At 71.0% G+C, this 21377-nt stretch carries 19 protein-coding genes and 1 tRNA gene; 4 read left to right on the top strand and 16 right to left on the bottom strand.

The annotated features are described in order from the left end of the window. Positions 1 to 110: 110 nt before the first annotated feature. On the bottom strand, positions 111 to 1652 hold the full coding sequence (locus ACFYRY_RS07485; protein WP_389141197.1) for an MFS transporter: 1542 nt from the start codon (positions 1650 to 1652) through the stop codon (positions 111 to 113). Between the two features lie 216 nt (positions 1653 to 1868). On the opposite strand from ACFYRY_RS07485, the gene ACFYRY_RS07480 reads away from it, so the two are divergent. The 3 genes from ACFYRY_RS07480 (at position 1869) to ACFYRY_RS07470 (ending at position 3289) form a co-directional block, all read left to right on the top strand. Beyond that, positions 1869 to 1943 (top strand) — tRNA-Cys (locus tag ACFYRY_RS07480). A gap of 315 nt (positions 1944 to 2258) precedes the next feature. Beyond that, positions 2259 to 2846, top strand: a complete 588-nt coding sequence (locus ACFYRY_RS07475) for a dihydrofolate reductase family protein (RefSeq protein ID WP_389141195.1) — start codon at positions 2259 to 2261, stop codon at positions 2844 to 2846. Continuing rightward, positions 2843 to 3289 (top strand): VOC family protein, encoded by a 447-nt coding sequence (locus tag ACFYRY_RS07470; RefSeq protein ID WP_389141193.1) that lies wholly within the window; start codon positions 2843 to 2845, stop codon positions 3287 to 3289. The genes ACFYRY_RS07475 and ACFYRY_RS07470 overlap by 4 nt, the downstream gene beginning before the upstream one ends. Before the next feature lie 50 nt (positions 3290 to 3339). Here the strand turns inward: ACFYRY_RS07470 and ACFYRY_RS07465 are convergent, their stop codons facing one another. From ACFYRY_RS07465 to ACFYRY_RS07405, 13 genes are all read right to left on the bottom strand, one after another. After that, positions 3340 to 3822 (bottom strand): GNAT family N-acetyltransferase, encoded by a 483-nt coding sequence (locus tag ACFYRY_RS07465; protein WP_389141191.1) that lies wholly within the window; start codon positions 3820 to 3822, stop codon positions 3340 to 3342. 49 nt (positions 3823 to 3871) lie between these two features. After that, positions 3872 to 5032 (bottom strand): SUKH-4 family immunity protein, encoded by a 1161-nt coding sequence (locus tag ACFYRY_RS07460; RefSeq protein ID WP_389141189.1) that lies wholly within the window; start codon positions 5030 to 5032, stop codon positions 3872 to 3874. A gap of 133 nt (positions 5033 to 5165) precedes the next feature. Next, entirely contained in the window at positions 5166 to 5720 is a 555-nt protein-coding gene (locus ACFYRY_RS07455) for an AAA family ATPase (protein WP_389141188.1), read from the bottom strand. Between the two features lie 100 nt (positions 5721 to 5820). Next, positions 5821 to 5958, bottom strand: a complete 138-nt coding sequence (locus ACFYRY_RS07450) for a hypothetical protein (protein WP_389141186.1) — start codon at positions 5956 to 5958, stop codon at positions 5821 to 5823. After that, positions 5955 to 8264 (bottom strand): xanthine dehydrogenase family protein molybdopterin-binding subunit, encoded by a 2310-nt coding sequence (locus ACFYRY_RS07445; protein ID WP_389141184.1) that lies wholly within the window; start codon positions 8262 to 8264, stop codon positions 5955 to 5957. The genes ACFYRY_RS07450 and ACFYRY_RS07445 overlap by 4 nt, the downstream gene beginning before the upstream one ends. Next, positions 8261 to 10351: a 2Fe-2S iron-sulfur cluster-binding protein gene (locus tag ACFYRY_RS07440; RefSeq protein ID WP_389141182.1), complete on the bottom strand. Its 2091-nt coding sequence runs from the start codon at positions 10349 to 10351 to the stop codon at positions 8261 to 8263. Before ACFYRY_RS07440 ends, ACFYRY_RS07445 begins: the two co-directional genes overlap by 4 nt. After that, positions 10348 to 11241 (bottom strand): FAD binding domain-containing protein, encoded by an 894-nt coding sequence (locus tag ACFYRY_RS07435; RefSeq protein WP_389141180.1) that lies wholly within the window; start codon positions 11239 to 11241, stop codon positions 10348 to 10350. Before ACFYRY_RS07435 ends, ACFYRY_RS07440 begins: the two co-directional genes overlap by 4 nt. Before the next feature lie 225 nt (positions 11242 to 11466). Continuing rightward, the gene (locus ACFYRY_RS07430; RefSeq protein WP_389141178.1) at positions 11467 to 13146 is read right to left on the bottom strand and encodes a beta-N-acetylhexosaminidase; all 1680 of its coding nucleotides are present in this window, start codon (positions 13144 to 13146) and stop codon (positions 11467 to 11469) included. Positions 13147 to 13177: 31 nt separating this feature from the next. Continuing rightward, the gene (locus ACFYRY_RS07425) at positions 13178 to 14023 is read right to left on the bottom strand and encodes a carbohydrate ABC transporter permease (RefSeq protein WP_389141176.1); all 846 of its coding nucleotides are present in this window, start codon (positions 14021 to 14023) and stop codon (positions 13178 to 13180) included. Then, positions 14020 to 15009 (bottom strand): carbohydrate ABC transporter permease, encoded by a 990-nt coding sequence (locus tag ACFYRY_RS07420; protein ID WP_389141174.1) that lies wholly within the window; start codon positions 15007 to 15009, stop codon positions 14020 to 14022. Before ACFYRY_RS07420 ends, ACFYRY_RS07425 begins: the two co-directional genes overlap by 4 nt. Beyond that, positions 15009 to 16301, bottom strand: coding sequence for an extracellular solute-binding protein (locus ACFYRY_RS07415; protein WP_389141172.1), 1293 nt, complete (start codon positions 16299 to 16301; stop codon positions 15009 to 15011). The genes ACFYRY_RS07420 and ACFYRY_RS07415 overlap by 1 nt, the downstream gene beginning before the upstream one ends. A 236-nt stretch (positions 16302 to 16537) precedes the next feature. Continuing rightward, entirely contained in the window at positions 16538 to 16831 is a 294-nt protein-coding gene (locus ACFYRY_RS07410; protein WP_356769183.1) for a DUF3039 domain-containing protein, read from the bottom strand. A gap of 30 nt (positions 16832 to 16861) precedes the next feature. Then, positions 16862 to 17434, bottom strand: coding sequence for a YqgE/AlgH family protein (locus ACFYRY_RS07405; RefSeq protein ID WP_389141170.1), 573 nt, complete (start codon positions 17432 to 17434; stop codon positions 16862 to 16864). Positions 17435 to 17743: 309 nt separating this feature from the next. Between ACFYRY_RS07405 and murA the strand changes: the two genes are divergently transcribed. Beyond that, complete coding sequence (gene murA / locus ACFYRY_RS07400) at positions 17744 to 19084, top strand: UDP-N-acetylglucosamine 1-carboxyvinyltransferase (protein ID WP_389141168.1); 1341 nt, start codon at positions 17744 to 17746, stop codon at positions 19082 to 19084. A gap of 122 nt (positions 19085 to 19206) precedes the next feature. Here murA and ACFYRY_RS07395 read toward each other — a convergent pair whose 3' ends face one another. Together ACFYRY_RS07395 and ACFYRY_RS07390 are read right to left on the bottom strand one after the other, a co-directional pair. After that, complete coding sequence (locus ACFYRY_RS07395) at positions 19207 to 19488, bottom strand: HU family DNA-binding protein (protein WP_007382399.1); 282 nt, start codon at positions 19486 to 19488, stop codon at positions 19207 to 19209. A 337-nt stretch (positions 19489 to 19825) separates the two neighbouring features. Continuing rightward, on the bottom strand, positions 19826 to 21253 hold the full coding sequence (locus ACFYRY_RS07390; protein WP_389141166.1) for an NAD-dependent malic enzyme: 1428 nt from the start codon (positions 21251 to 21253) through the stop codon (positions 19826 to 19828). Positions 21254 to 21377: the final 124 nt, after the last annotated feature.

Genomic DNA, 21377 nt, shown 5'->3' with positions numbered 1-21377 from the left:
GGGCCACCCTACCGGCGGCCCGGCGGCGATCATGTTCGAACAAGGCCGGGTGGCCCGCAGGTGGGACTCACGTCACAGGGAGCCGGCACTGACGGGTCCCTTCCCCGCGATCACGCCCCGGTGGACGGCAACAGCCGCCTCGTCACCCACGCCCCCACCAACGCCACCCCCGCCATCGGCAGGAACACCGCGACGAAGGCGGCAGGATGCGAACCGGACGCGTCTGTCGCCGCGTGGCTCACGGTGCCGCCGCCCAGCGCCGCGAAGGCCGCGCCGCCCGCCGAGAGCAGGATCACGTTCGACAGGCCGTCGGATATCTGGAGTGCCGCGGAGTTGGTGCCGGCCTCCTCCGGGGCGGAGAGCTTGAGCAGGAGCACGCTGGTGGAGGAGATCACCAGGCCCATACCGAAGCAGCCGAAGGACCAGGCGACGGCGACGATCCAGACGGGCACGGACTGGATCAGCACACTGGGCGCGGCGGCGATCGCGGCGGCGACGAGCACCATCCCCGCCGTCATCAGCCGTTGCTGGTACGGCTCCACGCGCGGCCGGGACTGCACCCACGACCCCAGCGCCCACGTCCCGCCGCCCGCCGCGAGCGAGAACCCGGCCAGCGTCGGGGACAGCCCCCGCTGGGTGACCAGCATCAACGGCACGAAGGACTCGGCCCCGATGAAGGACCCCGCGGCGACCCCCCGCAGCAGCACCACGGACGGCAGTCCGCGCGCAGCCCGGTACGTGCCGCGCGGCAGCAGCCCCAGGGCGGCCGGCACGAGCAGCGCGGCGCCCACCGCACCGGGGAGCAGCGAGAACCACCGCAGATCCTGCGCCGCGTACTGGAGCAGCCCCGCGCCGAGGGAGATCCCCAACGCGAGCCGGATACGCCGCTGGTCGAAGGAGCCACGGCCCTGCACGGACCGCACACGCCGCGCGGAACCGCTGCCGCCGCGGTCGTCGGCGGCGGTCTCGGAGGTCTCGGCGGCCTCGGCGAGCGGCGCGGCGGTGACCGGACCGGCCGCCCGCCGCCGTATCTGCGGCAGCGCGAGCGCCAGCGGGAACACCACCAGCACCGGAATCCCGATGAACACCCAGCGCCAGCCGAGATGCTCGGTCACCGCACCCGCGGCGAGCGGTCCGACGATCGACGGCACGACCCAACTCGCGGCGAAGGCCGCCATGATGGCCGGCCGCAACCGCTCCGGGTACGCCCGCCCCACGACGACGTACAACGCGACGATCACCAGCCCGCCTCCGAGCCCCTGCACGGCCCGCCCGAGGATGAACAGCCACATCGCGCTCGCCGTCCCCGCCAACAGCAGCCCCGCGGCGAAGGCGGCGATCCCCGTGGTCAGCGCCCCGAGCGGGCCCCGCCGGTCCGACCACTGCCCGGCGAGCACCATCCCGAACAGGCTGGTCGTGAAGTACCCGGAGAACGCGAACGCGTACAACGACACCCCGTCCAGCTCGCGCGCCGCGACCGGCATCGCCGTCCCCACCGCGGTCGCCTCGAACGCGATCAGCAGGACGACGGAGACGATGCCGATGCTCAGCGCCCGAAGCGGACGGCTCAACACGGTCTCGTCCCCCGCCGGTCCGGAGGATGAGGCGGCTATGTCCGCGACCTCGGCGTCACGGCGTTCCAAGGCGGTCATGGTCGCCAGCGTAAGGGCCAAGAACCACGGTGACCCCTGTCTGAAGCCTGCCCTGACCTCAGACCTTGGTCGTACGACCACACCGGCCCCCGCCCCCTTTCATGAACGCGGTGTGGCAGTCCCATTGCAGCCCCCGGCTTTCTCTTGAGGCCCCTTCCCACCACGCCATACGGTCGTTCCACCGGGTCCGGCAGGAGCACCACGCCCCACCGACACGGCCGTGTGCCCGAGCGGTTCAGGGGCTCGCCTGCAAAGCGAGTTACGCGGGTTCGAATCCCGCCACGGCCTCCAGCGCCTCGACCAGGCAGAAGGAAAGGGCGGCACCCTCGGAGGAGTGCCGCCCGGCTGACGAAGCAGGGGCAGGACGACCACGCCGCGTTTCAGCAGCGCGACCTCGCCGAGTCCGCCCAGCATCGAGAGCCGCGCCTGCACGACCGCATGTGATCCACGGGTCATGACTCCTGCCCCCTCCCAGCCCGGCAGCAGGTCGGCGCGTCGGGCCGATGAGTTTGCCGGATGCCTGAAGTCTTTCTTGTGACGAGCCCGCCCCGTCGGCGGATCGGGAAACGCCGGATCCCGTAGTCATGAGGAGAGATGGAGGCCAGGATGAAGAATCCGATTCGGCTGTACATGTCGATGTCGCTGGACGGCTATATCGCCGGCCCGGACGATCGGCCGGGGCAGGAGCTCGGACGCGACGGTGGACGGCTCTTCAACTGGCTCGACGACCGGGAGTCCGACGGTCCGAGCGGCCAGGTCTACCGCGAAGCGCTGGCGACCGGCGCGGTGATCTCCGGCCGTCGGACCTTCGAACTCGCCGGGCGCTGGCAGGGCGACCACCACGACGGCGTGCCGATCTTCGTGCTCACCCACCAGGTGGATGACGGGGACGTGCCACCCGGCCACGCGCGTTTCGTCACCGATGTCGAGGACTGCGCCCGTCAGGCTCGCGCGGCCGCGGGGGACCGGCCGATCATGGTCCATGGGGCGGGGGCGGCCCAGGCACTTCTGCGAGCCGGGCAGGTGGACGAGATGGAGATCCACCTGGTTCCGGTCCTCCTCGGGGGCGGTCGACGGCTGTTCGACCACCTGGGTGGTGAGCACACCGAACTCGACCTCGTCCGACGGCTCGAGGACCGAGACGTGACGCATCTCCGCTTCCGGGTGCGTCGGCCCGAGGAGGCCACCGCGTGAAGACGCTCTTCGTCTCCTACCGCGTCACCGACCTGGACCGCTCGCTCGGTTTCTACACCGCCTTGGGCTATGCCGAGCTGGGCAGGGTCGAGGGCGGCGACGGGGCTCGCCTGGTGATCCTCAAGTTCCCCGACGAACCGGCGGCCTCGCTCGAACTGGTCCACCGCCTCGGTGACGGACCGGTCGATGTGGGCAGCGGTTTCGACCATCTCGCGATCCAGGTGGAGAGGCTCGCCACCACCCTGGAGACGCTCACCGAAGCCGGTCTGAGGCCGGGACCTGTCCAGTACCCGGGCGGCCCTCACGGCCCGAAGACGTCGTGGCTCACGGACCCGGATGGTTACCGGATCGAGTTGGTGGAGTGGCCGTCCGGACATCCCGACGGCATCACCGCGGCAGACTTCGACGCGGGTTCGAATCCCGCCACGGCTTCCAGCGACTGACCGTGCGGGACGAAAGGGCGGCACCCCGTGCGGTGTGTCGCCGCGCTCGGCTACGAGGGCGACGCGTTGGTCCGCGTGTGCAGCAACCGCGGTGAGTTCTCGAAGCCCTGGCGGGTGTACGCCGGTATCGCTCGGGACGTCGAGTGAACCGTGACTCGTTCGAGGCCCAGGTCGCGGGCGGTGGACAGGACGGCGTCGATGAGACGGCCGCCGAGGCCGGTGTCGCGGGCCTGGGGGACGACGTAGACGCACTGCAGGTCGCCGGAGGCGCGGTTCAGGGCGTGCGGGGTCGGGACGCGAGAGACGATCGCGAGCCAGGCCATGCCGATGATCTCGGTGTCACGGACGAGGACCATGCAGCGGTGCGAGGACGCGTTCTCGGCGGCCCAGGCGACGAAGTGCCGTTCGAAGTCGTCACGGTCGAGGGTCTCGGGGGCGGTGCCGTTCTCCACGATCCAGCGCCAGCGGAGTCCGGCGACCGTGCCCAGTTCACCGGGTTCGGCCTGACGGACGGTGATGTTCTCCACCTTCACCTGCGGGGTCTGCCTTTCTGCCGTGCGGGGTCGGCACCTGCCAGGAGGGTCAGAGCACCCCGCTGTCCTCGTCCTGGAACAGCTTCGTCCAGTAGTGCCAGTCGGCGGCGGCCGTGGTCGCCGCCGGGTCGATGGCCGACAGGAGCTGAATCATCGTCGTGGCGACCTGGGCGTAGTGCTGGTGGGTCAGTTCGTGGGCCAGCGCACCGTCGATCGTTCGCTCCCGGTGCAGCAGCCAGAGAGTGAAGGCGAGGGTGGAGACGTCGGTGTTCAGCGGGTGCAGAGTGGCGTCGGCCTCGTTCCAGTGCAGGACCGCGCCCGTCTCGCCGTCGACGACCAGGCTGTTGTCCTGGACGAGGTGGCCGAGGCGTATGAGGTGGCCGGCGCGGGCCGGGAGGTTGTCCGCCCGCTCGTCGGCGCAGCTCTCGGCGAGGGTCGGCAGCGGCATGTCCGTGTCGAGGCAGAACAGGGTGCCGTCGTCGGGCAGGCCGGTCTCGCGCAGGAAACGACGGGTCGGCTCGTGTGTGAGCGTGGTGGGGAAGTCGATGTCCTCGAAGCGCATCATCTTGCCCCGGCCGAACTCCTGGTCCAGGAGACGGGGCGGGAGGTCCAGGGCGAGTCCGGCAGCCGAGCCCGGGCCCGCCACCAGGGCCAGCGGACGGATCAGGGCCGCGATCTTCCAGAACGCCGGCACCTCAGCGCCCAGGTCCTCCTCGAACACCGCCAGCAGCTGCCGTGTGGCGTCCTCGACCACCTTCGGTCCGAAACGGCCGGCGTAGGAGGCGAACCGGCCGCGTCGGCAGGTCAGTTCGTCGGTCGCCGTCGCGAAACGCACCAGGGTGGGCAGCGAGGGCGCCAGCGGGGCGCGGTCCATCAGGTCGGGACGGGCGCGGAAGAAGGACGTCGTGGAGACCTCGCCGGTGGCGCCGTCGAGCAGCAGCGGCTGCGTCTCCTGCCCGTCCGGGCCGGCCAGCCCGCCCAGCACCAGTTGGTCCCGCAGATCCGCCGCCGCCCGGGCCGGGGCGCCGTCCGAGTCCGCCACCCTCCGCAGGCCGCTCCGGCGCAGCTCGGCGAAGGTGAACAGGCAGCTGTCGCCGGGCAGTCCGGGCCCCGTCAGCCAGCTGCGCGTCGACGCGTGCGTGACGTAGGGATCCAGTTCTGCCTCGGTCAGTCTGATCGTCGCCGGGCCGGCGTCGGTCGTCGTACTCATGTGTTCCCCCGTGTGTACGTGCTCAAAGTCCCCCGCCCGGGGCACGCACCGGCCCGACCAGCTCCGGCAGCCGTCCCCCACTGCTCAGAACACTACGCGCCACCACTGACAACGCCCCCGGACCAGGAAGACGTCAGATCACCCTGGCCCGTTCCCGTCCCGCCACGATCGCGTCCACCGTCTCCGCCACCGTCAGCGTGGAGGTGTCCAGCCACAGACCGATCCGCGGTGTCGACGCCCGCAGCACCTCGTCCAGCCCGTCGACCGACCAGGTGTCCTCGGTCGGGTCGCCGGTCCCGTAGCCGGTCTTCGCCCGTCCCGATTCGCGGGCGGCGACCGTCTCGGTGTCCGGGGCCAGCACGACGACGTGCAGCGGGCGGGTGCGGACCAGTTCGACGTACGCCGCCAGTTCAGGCCCCAGCAGCACGTCCTGCACGACCGCGGTGAATCCCGCCTCCGCGTACGCGTCCGCCGTCGCCGCCGACAGCCGGTAACGGAGCCGGAGTTGGGCCTCGGCCGAGCCACCGGGCTCGGCCCCGGGCGTGAAATCCTCGCGCCCCGACACGATCATCCGCCGGAACACGTCCCCCCGGACGTGCGCGGCCCTCGGCAGCCTCTCCGCCAGGGCCTGCGCCACCGTCGACTTCCCGGCCGCCATCACTCCGGTGACGACCACGACCCCGTGCATACGCCCCCCGGCCCTCGTCCTCGGTCCGGCCCCGACCCGCACGCCCCGCATGACCGCGCGTCGCAGGCCACCGCCTCACCCACATCCCCGCGCCCCCGCATCACGCGAAGTACACGCCACCCACCACGACCACGACCGCCGCCACCACGAACAGCAGGACCCACAGCGCCACCTTCCCCACGCCGGGCGGGGGTTCGTAGCGCGGCTGGTCGTCCGGGCCGGACGTGGGTGCGCTCACTGGGAGGTCACCACCGCCGCCTGCGGGCGGATCGGGAGTCGGTTGACGGGGCGGCCCGTCGCGGCGCGGACCGCGGAGGCGATCGCCGCGGGGGACGTCACCACCGGGACCGCGCTGGCCGCCTTCGCGCCGAAGGGGGCGACCACGTCACGTTCCTCGACCAGCTTCACGATCCGGATGTCCGGGGCGTCCAGGGCCGTCGGCAGGGCGTACCCGGTGAGGTCGGGATGGCGGATCACCCCGCGGTTGCTGCGCAGGTTCTCGGTGAGCGCGATGCCCACGCCCTGCGTGACGCCCGCCTCGATGCGTGCCGTCAGCTGGGCCGGGTTCAGTACCCGGCCGACGTCCTGGGCGAGCGCCAGCTCCACCACCCGCACCGAGCCCAGCTCGATGTCGACGTCCACGACGGCGCGGATCGCGCAGAAGGCGAGCCCCACGAAGGCGTCGCCCTGGCCGGTCTCGTCCAGCGGTTCGGTCGGGTGCGGGCGGCACTGGGCCGTCGCCCACAGTTCCTTGCCGTCCATCTCCTCGGTGACGGTGGTCGACAGCACACCGTCGTACGAGGTGATCTTGCCGTCGGCGATCTGGAGCAGCTCCGTGGACATGCCGAACTTGTGCGCCAGGGGCTGCAGCAGCTGCGTACGGACCATCTTCGCGGCGCGTTCCACCGCACCGCCCGACACCCAGGTGTGGCGGCCGCGGCAGCTCGGGCCGGCCGGCGGCTGGTCGGTGTCGACGGGGGCCACGTGGACCTCGTCGATACCGAGGGTCTCCTGGACGATCTGCCGGGCCAGTGTGGTGAAGCCCTGGCCGGTCTCCACCGCCGCGCACAGCACCGTCGCCACGCCGTCCTGGACCCGGACGGTGGCCGTGGAGACCTCGTCCGTGCCCTCCGCGCCCAGCATGTGCACCATGCCCAGGCCGTAGCCGACGCCCCGGCGTACCGCGCCCGGTTCACCCGCGCCCTCGGGGCCGCCGGGCAGCAGCCACTGGTCCTCGGGCGTGTCCTTGGGGAGCGCGGGCAGCGGGAAGTCCCGCACGGCCTGCAGCAGTTCGGCGACCGGCGCCGGGCAGGTCACCGACTGGCCGGTCGGCAGCACGTCCCCGGTGGCCATCACGTTGCGCAGCCGCAGCTCCGCCGGGTCGACGCCGAGCTTCTTGGCCAGCTTGTCCATCTGCGCCTCGTAGGCGGCGCACACCTGCATCGCGCCCTCGCCGCGCACATGGCCGGAGGGCGGGTTGTTGGTGCGCACGGCCCAGCCCTCGATGAAGGCGTTCGGGACGACGTACGGGCCGCAGGCGAACGAGACCGCGGCGGCCAGCGACTCGGAGGAGGTGTCCGCGTACGCGCCGGCGTCGAGCAGGATCTGGGCCTCGACCTTCACCAGCCTGCCCTCGGCGTCGGCGTGGTGGCGGTACCGCAGCAGCGTCGGATGCCGGTGCGCGTGGCCCAGGAAGGACTCCTCCCGGGTCGCGGTGATCTTGACCGGGCAACCGGTCCGGAGCGCCAGCAGACCCAGCGGAAGCTGGAAACCCTGGTCCTCGCGGTCCGCGGTGGCGCCGGGCACACCGGTGACGACGACCTTCACGCGCTCCGGTTCCAGGCCGTAGCAGGCGGCCGCGGTGTCGCGGTCGGTGTGCGGGTCGGTGGAGGCCAGGTACAGTTCCACGCCGCCGTCGGGCCGCGGCACGGCGAGTCCGGCCTCGGCGCCGATGGGGGCCGGGTCCTGGCGGCCGATGCGGTACAGGCCCTCGACCACGATGTCGCCGACCGCGTCCGGGTCTCCGTGGCGCAGCGGGATGTGCCGGATCAGGTTGCCGTCGGGGTGCAACGCCTCGGCCTCGAAGGCCTGCTCGGGGTCGGTCACCGGGTCGAGCACCTCGTACTCGACGATGACGGCGGCCGCGGCCATCCGCGCGGTGTCGGGGTGGTCGGCGGCGACGGCGGCGATGGGCTCACCGTGGTGGCGTACGACCTCGGAGGCGAACACCGGACGGTCGGGTCTGCCGCGGCCGTGCAGCGCGGTGCCGGGCACGTCCTCGTGCGTGACGACGGCCCGTACGCCGGGCATCTCCCGCGCGTGGGAGGTGTCGATGGACAGGATGCGCGCGTGCGGGTGCGGGGAGCGCAGCACGGCCGCCCACAGCAGGCCCTCGGCCCACAGGTCGGCCGCGTACGGGAAGGTGCCCTCGGTCTTGGCCTGGGCCTCGGCGGCCGTCAGGGACACCCCGAGGCCGTGCGGGATCGGCTCGGGAGCGGGTGCTGCCTCCGCGGCGGTGGTCGCGGTGGCGGCTTCGTTGCTCACGCCTGCCCTCCGTCCTGTCCCTGTGCCTGTCCGGTTCCGTACGTCCGGTCGTGCGAGGCCGGTTCGAACGCCGACCGGTTGACCCCGCCGCCGCCCGGTCCCGCCTGGTGCGGAATACGTGCCTCGTCCGTGTTCGTCTCAGCGTCCGCCTCGGAGTGCGCCTCGCGTTCCGCGACGACCTCCTTGACGGCGTCCACGACACCCCGGTAGCCGGAGCACCGGCAGAGGTTGCCGCACAGCGCCTGGCGGGTCTCCATCTCGGTCGGCGCCGGGTTGCCCTCCAGCAGGTCGTGCACGGTCATCGCCATGCCCGGCACGCAGAAGCCGCACTGCACCGCGCCGCACTTCGCGAGCGCCCGCTGTACGTCCGAGGGCTGTCCGTCGACGGCCAGTCCCTCGACGGTCCGCACCTCGCTGCCGGCCGCGGTCACGGCCGGGACCAGGCAGGACGCGACGAGCCTGCCGTCGACCTGGACGTTGCAGGCGCCGCACTCGCCCTGCGAGCAGCCGTCCTTGGCGCCCGCGAGGCCGAGCCGCTCACGCAGCACGTAGAGCAGCGACTCGCCGATCCAGGCGTCGGGGACGGGGCGTTCGACGCCGTTGACCCGCAGGACGTAGGAGGCGAGCGGGTGTTCCTCGCCCGGGGGCGCGGGCGCCCCGTCGTCCGCCTCCGGGTCCTCGTCCGCGGGAGCCCCGGTGAACTCCGGTGCGGATGCGGCGTGCGGGGCGGGGTCGGGCTCGGACTCGGCGGCGTCCACGACGGTCTCGACGGCCGTCTCGGCGGCCGCTACGGCTTGCTGGGCGTGTTCTGCCGCCTCGGCGGCCTCGACGGCCTCACCGCGCCCGTGGGCGCGCTGTGCGGCGGCTGTGCCGGTCTCGTCGGGCTCGTCGGTGGACGTCTCGCCGGGGTGCCGCTCGGGCGGGAGCGGCTGGGGCTGCTCGGACCCCTGGGCGGGCGGCTGCTCGTACCCGGCCGGGCTCTGGTCCTCGGGCGCGTGGGCCTCGGGCGCGGGCCGCTCCTGGGCGTGGAGCTCCTCGTCCGGCGCCTCGGGAGCGTACGGCTCGGCCGCGTGCGCCTCCGGGGGGAACTGCTCCGGCGAACGGTGCTCGGGGGTGTGGTGCTCAGGTGCGTGGTGCTGCTCGGGCTGGTGCGGTTCTCGCGTGTGCGGGACGGGGGACGGCGCGCCGCCGTATGTCTCATGCTGTTCGTGCTGTTCGTGCTGTTCGTGCGCGCCGCCGGAGACGGCCGACCGGTCGAGCTCGGACCAGACGTCCGTCGGCTGATCGGGCCCGTGGTCGGCCCCGGCCGACGGGTCGTCGTACGCGGACCCGGTCCCCGGTCCCGAAGGCCGGCCGTGCGTGTACTCGGCGCTCGCCGGCCGGTCGAACTCGGGTGCTTCCGGCTGCCCGTACGCGTGCCCGGACCCGGTGGGCTGGTGGGCCTCGTGGCCGGTTCGGTGGCCGTGGCCCTGGTCCGTCGGCTGGTCGTGCGTCGCGGGCGGCTGCCCCCAGGGCTGCCCCGTCGGCTCCGTCGCCCAGGGGGCGGCAGCGCCGCCCGGCAGGGTGGCCGGCGGAGTGCCGCCCCACTGCTCGACCAGGGACGACGTGGTGAACTCGCCCGATTCGTCCGGGAGGTCGCCGTCGGCGACCGGGATCGACCACTGGCCGGTGACGTCGTGCCCCTGCGCCGCGGCGGTCCGTGCGGCTTCCGCCGCGCCCGACTCGTCGTAGTTCCACTGCCCGGTGGCACCAGGGTTGTACGTGAACTGGTCGTCGCCGGTGGTGTGGGGCACCGCGTTCGGGTCGGGCCAGCGGGCACCCTCGGCGGGCGCGGGTGGCATCCCCCAGGAGCCCGTGGCCGACGGGTCGATGCCCGCGCCGGTGTTCGGGTTGACCGTTATCTGCGGCGGCACATAGCCGTGACCGGGCGCGGCGAGCGGGCTGTCCGCGGAGGCCAGGAGGGCTTCGACACCCCCCTCGGGGAGTTTCACGAAGGCGGTGGCGCCGTCGTCGTAGTCGCCCTGGGGCAACGGGTCCCAGCGGCCCGCGCTCTGGGGCGCGCCCTCCTCGTGCTGGTCGTCGGTCACGACAGCGCCCTCCCCAGTGCTCGTCGGGCCAGCGCGGCGACGGTGCGCCGCAGGTGCAGTACGGCGGGCGGAAGCTGCTGTACGGAGCCGTCCTCGGCCGGGACCGGGTCGGGGATGCAGGCCGCGGCGACGTACTCGCCGAAGGCGCTGAGCGCCTCCGGGACGAGGGTCCGGCTGTTGTCCCAGTCGATCAGTTGGGAGACCCACTGCTCGGCCTGAAGAGGCCTGAGGGCCATCGGCGCTATGGCGCCGACGGCGCACCGGACGGCACGCCGGGCGGGGTCGAGGACGAGGGCCACCGAGGCGACGGCTCGCCCGGGTCCGGTGCGTCCGGTGGCCTTGAGGAAGACCTGCGGCGCGTGCAGGAGCGGCACCCGCACGAAGCCGATGAGTTCACCGGCGCGCAGCAGCTCCATGCCGGCCAGCAGGTGCGACACCGGGATCTCCCGGCGGGCTCCGCCCTGGCCCGCGATGATCAGTGTCGCCTCCAGGGCGGCCAGCACCGGCAGCGCGTCCCCGGTGGGGGCGGCCGAGGCGATGTTGCCGCCCAGGGTGCCCGCGTTACGGATCTGCGGCGGGCCGGCGGCGCGCGCGGAGGCCGCGAGCGCCGGGATCAGGGCGGCGAAGTCGGGGCGGCCCATCCGCGCGTGGGTGAGGCCCGCGCCGAGCAGGGCGTGGCCGTCCTGGTACTGCCAGCCGCGGATCTCGCTGATCTTGCCGAGGCCGACCAGCGCGGCGGGCCTGAGCTGCCCGGAGTTGACGGAGGCCATCAGGTCGGTGCCGCCCGCCACGGGCACGGCTGCGGGCATGGCGGTGAGCGCCGCCACTGCCTCGTCCAGCGTGGTGGGCAGGGTGACGGCCTGCGCCGCCTGCGGTGCGTGCGTGGTCAAACCGGCTGCCCCTTCCCGCTGCCCCACCTGGTCCCGCCTGTGTTGCCGTACCGTACGTGCTGACAGGGCGGACGTGGCAACTCTGGCACATCTTCGCAGGACCCGAAGACGGGGGTCCGCTAGGAGGCATTTGCCCACATCGTCGGCGAGATAGGCCGTTTTCGCGCGGCATCACCCGTGCGTACCGATTGACACTCTTCGGTGACTCTTGACGTCTTTTCTTCCCTACTTGTTGGGGGGCGGACCGTCGATCGGCCGGCCGAGCACCCCGGGCCGACGCTGCCACGGCAGCGGCCCGTTGGGTGGCCGATAACCGACACCCAGGGCGTCAAGGCGCGGGTAGTGGGCGGTCATCCGCCGCTCGAAGTCGGCGAAGTCACGCTCTCCGGGGGCGGGCAGCGGGCGCCAGGCCACCTCGGCGAAGGCGGCGAGCCGCGGGAACGTCTGGTAGTCGACGCGCCCGGAGTCCTCCATCACCTCGGTCCACACGTTGGCCTGCGTTCCGAGCACGTGCCGGGCCTCGTCCGCCGTCAACTCCGGTGGAACGGGTTCGAACCGATAGACGTCCTCCAGGGTGCGCACGTACGCGATGGGAATTGGCTCGTCCGGGCCCGCGTCCTGGCGGTAGTCCAGATACACCTGCTGCTCGGGGCACATGACGACGTCGTGACCGGCGCGGGCCGCCGCGATGCCGCCCGCGTAGCCGCGCCACGACGACACGGCCGCCCCTTCGGCGAGGCCGCCCTCCAGGATCTCGTCCCAGCCGATGAGCCTGCGCCCGCGCGCGGAGAGCCAGGTGTCGAAGTGTCCGATGAACCAGGACTGCAACTCGTCCTCGTCGGCGAGGCCGAGTTCCTCGATACGGGCCTGCGCTGTGGGCGAGGCCCGCCACTGGTCCTTGAGGCATTCGTCGCCGCCGACGTGCACGAACGCCGAGAACTCGGCGGTGTCGGCGGGGAACAGTTCCAGGAGTTCCTCGAACACCCCCTCGTAGAACCGCAGGGTGTTGTCAGTGGGGGCGAGTACGTTCTCGGAGATGCCCCAGTTGTCCCAGACGGAGAGGGAGGTCGTGTCGATGACGTCGGTGTTGCCGAGTTCCGGGTACGCGGTGATGGCGGCCTGCGAGTGTCCCGGTACGTCGATTTCGGGGACGACGGTGATATGCCGCTCGGCGGCGTAGGCGACGATCTCCCGGATGTCGTCCTGGGTGTAGAAGCCACCGTGCGGCTTCTCCTCCCACAGCGGTGAGTCCCCGTGGCCGAATTTCGTGCGTGCCCGCCAGGAGCCGGTCTCGGTCAGCTTCGGGAATCGCTTGATCTCGACGCGCCAGCCCTGGTCGTCCGTCAAGTGGAAGTGGAGCACGTTGAGTTTGTGCGCGGCCATCAGATCGAGGTAGCGCAGGACACCGTCCTTGGGCATGAAGTGCCGGGACACGTCGAGCATGAGGCCGCGCCAGCGGAAGCGGGGGCTGTCCTCGATGGTGACCGCCGCGAGGTCCCACTCCCGGCCCGGCCGCACCGGAGCCCGCCGGTAGGCGTCGGGACCGAGCAGTTGCCGGAAGGTCTGCGCGCCCCAGAAGACACCGGCCGCGCTACCGCCCTGGATGCGGATCACCGGGCCGGCGACGACGACGCGGTAGCCCTCCTGGGGCAGGTCCGGCTCGATGCTCAGCGCGAGTCGGCCCGCGCCGTCGCCGCTGTCCGCGAGGGGGAAGCCGGTCGCCGCGCCGACCGTCGCCCGCAGCCAGCGCGCGACGCCCTCGGTGCCGGGTCCGGCCTCCAGCCGGGTCTCCTCGTCGAGGCGCCCGCGGTGGCCGTGCTGGTCGCGGACCAGGCGCCGGGGCGCCGGAATCAGTCCCGCCGATTCCGCCGATTCGGCCGAATCCGTTGTCGCCGTCGTTTCCATGGATTCCGTCGCTCCATTCCTTGCTGTCACGTCAGTCCTTGACCGCTCCGCCCAGTCCGGAGACCAGACGTCGCTGTACGAGTACGAAGAAGATCAGTACCGGGATCGTCATCACCGTGGAGGCTGCCATGACACCGCCCCAGTCCGGGTCGTCCGGCTTGTAGAAGACCAGCAGGGCCATCGGCAGGGTCGACTGGGAGGTGTCGCTGATGATGAACGACTTGGCGAACAGAAAGTCGTTCCAGGCCGAGATGAAGGAAAACACGCTGGTGGCCACCAACCCGGGGAAGACCAGCGGGAAAAGGATCTGCCACAGGAATCGCCGGCGGCTCGCCCCGTCGATGTACGCGGCCTCCTCCAGCGCCTCGGGTACGGCTTTCACGAAACCGCGCAGCATCCAGATCGCGAAGGGCAGCGAGAAGGCGATGTGCGGCAGGATCAGCGACCCCAGTGTGTTCAGCTGGCCGGCGTCCCGCATGAGGAAGAACAAGGGGATCGTCAGGGCCTCGACGGGCACCATCTGGGCCACCAGAAACATGATCAGCAGCGTGGTGCGGAAGCGGAACCGGAATCGGGTCACGGCGGTCGCCGCGAGAAACGCGACCAGCCCCGAGACGATCACGACACTGCACGCCACGACAAGGCTGTTGAGGAAGTACCGGCCGAATTCCTGCTGTTCGAACACGCGCCGGAAGGAGTCAAGGGAGGGAGACAGAGTCCAGGGTCTCGGCTCGGCCGACTCGATTTCGCCGGCCGGTTTGAAGGCGCTGAGCACCATCCAGTACAGCGGGAACGCGACGACCACCGCGATCAGCAGCGCGGAGGTCTCGGCGGCCAGCCGCCACGGGCGCCGCAGTTGCTGTCGTAGCAGGTTCACAGTTCCTCCCCCTGCCGGCGCAGCAGCCGCAGGTACACGAGCGTGACCGCGAGCAGGATCAGCAGCATCACCACACCGATCGCCGAACCGAGGCTGTACTGCGAGGACGCGAACGCCTGTTGATAGGCGTACACGTTCAGTACGAGGTTCTGGCCCGCGATGCCGCCGCCGTTGGTCATGACGTAGATCTGTGTGAAGACCTTGAAGTCCCAGATGACCGACTGGATGGTGACGACGGTGAGGATCGGCCGGAGCATCGGCGCGAGCACGGACCGCCAGATGCGCCACTGGGAGGCGCCGTCCAGGGCCGCGGCCTCCAGGACCTCGCTCGGCACGGCACGGATACCGGCGTAGACCGTCACCATCACGAACGGGAAGGAGCACCACACCACTTCGAGCAGGACCAGGAAGAAGGCGCTGATCCGGCCGTACGTCCAGGAGTGGTCGCCCAGACCCAGGACCCGGTTGACCGGGCCGAAGTCGGGGTCGAAGAGGAACAGCCACACCGTGGAGCCGGTGATCGCGGGGGTGGCCCAGGCGCCGAGCGCGGCCAGCATCAGCGCGAGCCGGGGAACCGCCCGCACCCGCGTGAGCAGCACGGCGAGCGCGCAACCGACAGCGAGCGTCGAGACGACGCAGGCCGCCGCGAACAGGACCGTCGCCAGCAGCACCTGCCAGAACTGGTCGTCACCGAACAACTCGGCGTAGTTCCCGAACCCCCGGAAGGTGGTCGGTTCGCCCCCGCTGACCTGGGCCTGCGTGTACTGCAGAAACGAGATCAGGCCGAGCTGATAGATGGGGTAGACGAGCAGCCCGCCAAGGATCACAAGAGCAGGCGCAAGATACAACCAAGGGGCACCCCCACCCCGATAGGGGCGCGGGGCTGTGCCGAATGTGCGGCTGCCGCCGCGTGGGCGCGACCAGCCACCCACGCCCCGCAGCCGCCAACGCTCCCCAGCCCCCGACCCATCAGGCGTCCCCGGCATCACCCGGCGGAGCCAAACGCGTCGTTCATCTTCTTCGCCGCGTCCTTCGAGGCCGCGGCCACGTCCTTCTTGCCGCTGATGACCTCCTGGAACATGGTCGGCAGGACCAGCGAGGAGTCGATCTGCGCCCAGGCGGGCGAGGCGGGGACGAACTTGGTGCCCGCCGCGAGGGTCTGCGCGAAGGGCTTCACGTACGGCTCCTTCGCCGCCGCCTGCTGCCGTACGTCCGCGAAGGTCGGCAGAAAGCCCATCGCGTCGAAGAGTTCGGACTGGGTCTTCTTCGAGGCGAGCTGTTCCATCAGGTCGATCGCCAGGGTGCGGTGCGAGGTGCTCTTCAGGACGCCGATGTTGTTGCCGCCCGCGAACGCCGGGGCTATCGAGCCGGAGGCCACGCCCGGCAGCGGCACGACCGCGTACTCGCCCTTCACCTTCCCGGCCTCGACGGCGGTGTGGCTGAAGTCGCCGCCGATCGCCATGCCCGCCTTGCCGGCCGCGAACGCGGTGATCGTGTCGTTGCCTCCCATGCCCGCGCACTTGGCGGCGGGACAGTTGTCGTCGCCGAACAGGGACGTGTACGCCTTGATGCCCTTCTGGGCGGCCGCGCTGTCGATCGCGGAGGCGTACGAGCCTCCCTTTCCGGCGGCGAGTTCACCGCCGTTGGCCCAGATGAACGGCATCGCGCCGTAGGTGTAGGCGCCGCCGACGACCAGGCCGTACAGGTCGGGTCTGGCGCTGCGGATCTGGCGGGCCGTGCTGGCGAGTTCGGCCATCGTCCTCGGGACCGCGAGGCCGAGTTGCTTGAAGACGTCGGTCCGGTAGTAGAGGGCGCGGACGCCGACGTAGAAGGGGGCGCCGTAGATCTTGCCGTCCACGGTGACCGACTGCTTCGCGGTGGGGTCGGTGTCCTTGGCCTCGCTCCAGTCACCGAACTCCTTCGTGACGTCGAGAAGTCCGCCGTCCTTCACGTAGCCGGCCGTGTCGGTGTTGCCGTACTCGATGACGTCGGGGGCGGACTTGGGGTCGTTGAAGGCGGCCTTGACGCGCTGGGCGCGGGTGTCGACCGGGATGTACTCGACGGCGACCTTGGCGCCCTTGTGGGCCTTCTGGAAGGCGTCGACGACCGAGTCGACGACCTTCTCCTTCGGTGTGTTGCCGACCTCCTGGAAGAGCCAGACCCGCAGGGTGCCGGTGTTCTCGTCCTGGTCGGAGGAGGAGTTGTCCGAGGTCTGGGGGGCGCAGGCGGTGACGACGGCGACGGCGAGCAGGACGGCCAGTCGGGGGGCGAGCTTCATGGAGTGATCCTCCGGGCGCGACGTTGCAACATATGCAATGGCTGTTTCGCTCTGTACAACACCACGGAGGCTAGGGACTACACGAACATGTCCACAAGAGGTCTCTACCACTTCGTGACCCAGGAGGGCCCCGAAGGTTCGCTCAAGGGGCACCAAGGCCGCGAGCCGGGCACGCGAAAGGCCCCGGGGGCGCTCTGCGGCGCCCCCGGGGCCTTCGGAACCTCAGCCGGACCGGGCTACTTGTCTCCGCCCTTGTCCTTGTCGTCGCCGGCGCCCATGGACTCGTAGATCTCCTTGCACATGGGACACACCGGGTACTTCTTCGGGTCGCGGCCCGGTACCCAGACCTTGCCGCAGAGCGCCACGACGGGGGTGCCGTCGAGGGCGCTCGCCATGATCTTGTCCTTCTGGACGTAGTGGGCGAAGCGCTCGTGGTCGCCGTCGCCGTGGGACACCTGCGGCGTCGGCTCTACGAGTGTCCCCGTCCCAGTGCCTCGCTGCGGCTGGGTCTCAGGCTCAAGAGTGCTCATGAAACCCAAGGGTACTGAAGCTCACACCCATCAGTTGAGCGAAGGGTCGTCCGGATACGTGGCCACCATCGCGAGCTCGCTGCGCTGGCGGCGCAGGACCCCGCGCCAGAGCGTCTCGGGCGACGGGGAGGAGACGTCGCCGGGTTCCGACTCGACGACGTACCACGCCCCGTCCGCCAACTCGTCCTCCAGTTGCCCCGGGCCCCAGCCGGCGTATCCGGCGAAGATCCGCAGACTGCCCAGGGCCGAGGCGAGGAGTTCCGGCGGGGCCTCCAGGTCGACCAGACCGATCGCGCCGTGCACCCGGCGCCAGCCCAGCGGGGCCCGGTCGACGGCGCCGCCGCCGGGGATGACGGCGACACCCAGCGCCGAGTCCAGGGACACCGGACCGCCCTGGAAGACGACACCGGGTTCACCGGCGAGATCCGCCCAGCCCTCCAGGATGTCCCCGACGTCCACCGGAGTGGGCCGGTTGAGGACGACGCCGAGGGAGCCCTCCTCGTCGTGGTCGAGAAGGAGCACCACCGCACGGTCGAAGTTCGGGTCCGCCAGGGCGGGGGTCGCCACGAGCAACCGCCCTGTGAGCGAGGACACCTCGGTCATGCCAGACATGATCCCGCATCTTGCGGTGCGGTGGGGAGCCAATCGGGGTTCGGGGGTGAAGGGCGGCCACGAACCGAAGGAGCGGCCTGGTAGGGCTCCGTTTGCGCGTTGCGGCGGGAGACGCCTGGGCACGGAGGTGCGCCCCCCGAGCACGAATCAGGCCGGTGACGCCATGTGCCCGGCGGTGAACGGTCCGTGTTGTGACAGAGCTATGACGGACCTGAGTGGTCCTTGGGCTTACAGAAGGGGGGTGGGCGGCGATTACCCTTTCCCTTCTGGCCCTGCCCCCCTCATCGGAACGCGAGATACATGACCGTCAACGACGATGTCCTGCTTGTCCACGGCGGAACCCCGCTGGAGGGCGAGATCCGTGTCCGCGGTGCGAAGAACCTCGTACCGAAGGCCATGGTCGCCGCCCTGTTGGGAAGCGAGCCGAGTCGACTGCGCAACGTACCGGACATCCGTGACGTTCGTGTCGTACGCGGACTGCTGCAACTGCACGGGGTGACGGTCCGTCCGGGTGAGGAGCCGGGCGAGCTGGTGATGGACCCGACCCGTGTCGAGAGCGCGAACGTCGCTGACATCGATGCCCACGCGGGTTCGTCGCGCATCCCGATCCTCCTCTGCGGTCCGCTGCTGCACCGCCTCGGCCACGCCTTCATCCCCGGCCTCGGCGGCTGCGACATCGGCGGGCGGCCCATCGACTTCCACTTCGAGGTGCTGCGGCAGTTCGGCGCGACGATCGAGAAGCGGGCGGACGGTCAGTTCCTGGAGGCGCCGCGGCGGCTGCGCGGCACGAAGATCCGGCTGCCGTACCCGTCCGTCGGCGCGACCGAGCAGGTCCTGCTGACGGCCGTGCTCGCGGAAGGTGTCACCGAGCTCTCGAACGCGGCCGTGGAGCCGGAGATCGAGGACCTCATCTGCGTCCTGCAGAAAATGGGCGCCATCATCGCGATGGACACCGACCGCACGATCCGCGTCACCGGCGTGGACCAGCTCGGCGGCTACGACCACGGCGCCCTGCCGGACCGCCTGGAGGCCGCCTCCTGGGCGTCCGCCGCGCTCGCCACCGAGGGCAACATCTACGTCCGCGGCGCCCAGCAGCGTTCGATGATGACGTTCCTCAACACCTACCGGAAGGTGGGCGGGAGGTTCCGGATCGACGACGAGGGCATCCGCTTCTGGCACCCCGGGGGCCAGTTGAAGTCCATCGCCCTCGAAACGGACGTGCACCCCGGTTTCCAGACGGACTGGCAGCAGCCGCTGGTGGTGGCGCTCACCCAGGCGACCGGCCTGTCCATCGTCCACGAGACGGTGTACGAGTCCCGGCTGGGCTTCACATCCGCGCTGAACCAGATGGGTGCTCACATCCAGCTCTACCGCGAGTGCCTGGGCAGCTCCGACTGCCGCTTCGGACAGCGCAACTTCCTGCACTCCGCGGTCGTGTCCGGCCCCACCAAGCTCCAGGGCGCCGACCTGGTCATCCCCGACCTGCGCGGCGGCTTCTCCTACCTCATCGCCGCCCTGGCGGCCCAGGGCACCTCCCGGGTCCACGGCATCGACCTCATCAACCGGGGCTACGAGAACTTCATGGAGAAGCTCGTCGAGCTGGGCGCGAAGGTCGAGCTGCCGGGCAAGGCACTGGGCTGACCCCAGCCGCCCGGCCCGGTCCGCACGGCGAGTGAGCACGACGATGGGGCGGCCCCCGATGAGGGGGGCCGCCCCATTGGCGTTACCGAGCCACGTACGCAGTGTCGTCGCGTACGGAAGGCTTACTTGCCCTTGGCGGCTTCCTTGAGCTTCGAGCCCGCCGAGACCTTGACGCTGTAGCCGGCCGGGATCTGGATCGGGTCACCGGTCTGCGGGTTGCGCGCGGTGCGAGCGGCACGGTGGGTGCGCTCGAAGGTCAGGAAGCCGGGGATGGTGACCTTCTCGTCGCCCTTGGCGACGATCTCGCCGACGGTCTCGGCGAACGCGGCCAGTACGGCGTCGGCGTCCTTGCGAGTCACCTCGGCGCGGTCGGCCAGCGCGGCCACCAGCTCACTGCGGTTCATGTTGTTACTCCCGTGTTCTTCTTGCCGTTGAGGCGTGCCACGCGGCGGAGCCGCATGTTGGGCACAGCGAAAGCCGATGCTGCCAGGTGCCTCGGTGAGTTCCCGGAGCCGGGTCCGTCGTCAGACCCTCGCGCCCAGGGACGCATCCTGCCCCTACCTGCGGCGGGAAAGCCAATCCGGCGCCCGTAGGAGTCCTGAGAACACCCTTGGGGGTCACCCGAAGAGGGCCTGAGCCTGGCCGACACGATAAACGTCGGCCATGGACCCCGGGTTCCCCGACGCGCCGATGTCAGGCTTGCCGTGGCAATCCTCACAGCGAGTACACCCCCACGGGCGCCTACGACGCCGTGAGAGCTGACGCGCCCGCGGCCTTCGCCGCGTCCCGCACCGCCCCGGCGACCGCGCCCGCGACCTTGTCGTTGAACACGCTGGGGATGATGTAGTTCGGGTTCAGCTCGTCCTCGGTCACCACGTCCGCCAGCGCCTTCGCGGCGGCGATCATCATCTCGGTGTTGACCGTGCGGGACTGCGCGTCGAGCAGACCGCGGAAGACGCCCGGGAAGACCAGCACGTTGTTGATCTGGTTCGGGAAGTCGGAGCGGCCGGTGGCCACGACCGCCGCCGTCTGGCGGGCGATCGCCGGATCGACCTCGGGGTCCGGGTTCGCGAGCGCGAACACGATCGCACCGTCGGCCATGGCGGCCACGTCGTCCCCGTCGAGGACGTTCGGGGCGGAGACGCCGATGAAGACGTCCGCGCCACGGACGGCCTCCTTCAGCGTGCCGGTGAGGTTCTCGGGGTTGGTGTTGTCGGCGATCCAGCGCAGCGGCGAGTCCGTGGCGGCGTCGACCAGGTCCTCGCGGCCGGCGTGCACGACACCGTGGATGTCGGCGACGACGGCGTTCTTGACGCCCGCCGCGATCAGCAGTTTGAGGATGGCCGTACCGGCCGCGCCGGCCCCGGACATGACGACCCGGATGTTCTCGATGGCCTTGCCCGTCACCCGCAGCGCGTTGGTGAGCGAGGCGAGGACGACGATCGCGGTGCCGTGCTGGTCGTCGTGGAAGACGGGGATGTCGAGGGCCTCCCGCAGCCGCGCCTCGATCTCGAAGCAGCGCGGGGCGGAGATGTCCTCCAGGTTGATGCCGGCGAAGCCCGGGGCGATCGCCTTGACGATCTCGACGATGGCGTCGGTGTCCTGGGTGTCCAGGCACAGCGGCCAGGCGTCGATACCGGCGAACCGCTTGAAGAGGGCCGCCTTGCCCTCCATGACCGGCAGGGCGGCCTTCGGGCCGATGTTGCCGAGGCCCAGCACGGCCGAGCCGTCCGTCACGACCGCAACGGAGTTGCGCTTGATGGTCAGACGGCGAGCGTCCTCGGGGTTCTCGGCGATGGCCATGCAGACGCGGGCGACGCCCGGCGTGTAGATCATCGACAGGTCGTCACGGTTGCGGATCGGATGCTTGGACGCCATCTCGATCTTGCCGCCGAGGTGCATCAGGAACGTACGGTCCGAGACCTTGCCGAGCGTGACACCCTCGATGCCGCGCAGCTGCTCGACGATCTCGTCGGCGTGCGCGGTGGAGGACGCCGCGATGGTGACGTCGATCCGCAGGCTCTCGTGACCGGAGGCGGTCACGTCGAGGCCGGTCACCGAGCCTCCGTGGGACTCTACGGCCGTGGTGATCTGGGAGACCGCCGTGCCGCCCGCGGGCACCTCGAGCCGGACCGTAATCGAGTAGGAGACGCTGGGCGCCGTTGCCATGGCCGACTTCCTCTGCTTTCACCTGTGACGCTGGATCCGTCCGATGGTCGCACCTACCGCCGAGTAGGCGTTAGCCGGGTGGGATTGCGAACTTTTTGTTCGCCGGGCCGCAGAGAAGTCGCGC

Origin of the sequence: Streptomyces sp. NPDC005263, from assembly GCF_042872365.1 — a bacterium.
Lineage (GTDB): Bacteria > Actinomycetota > Actinomycetes > Streptomycetales > Streptomycetaceae > Streptomyces.
This window is presented reverse-complemented; position numbering and strand designations above follow the sequence as displayed.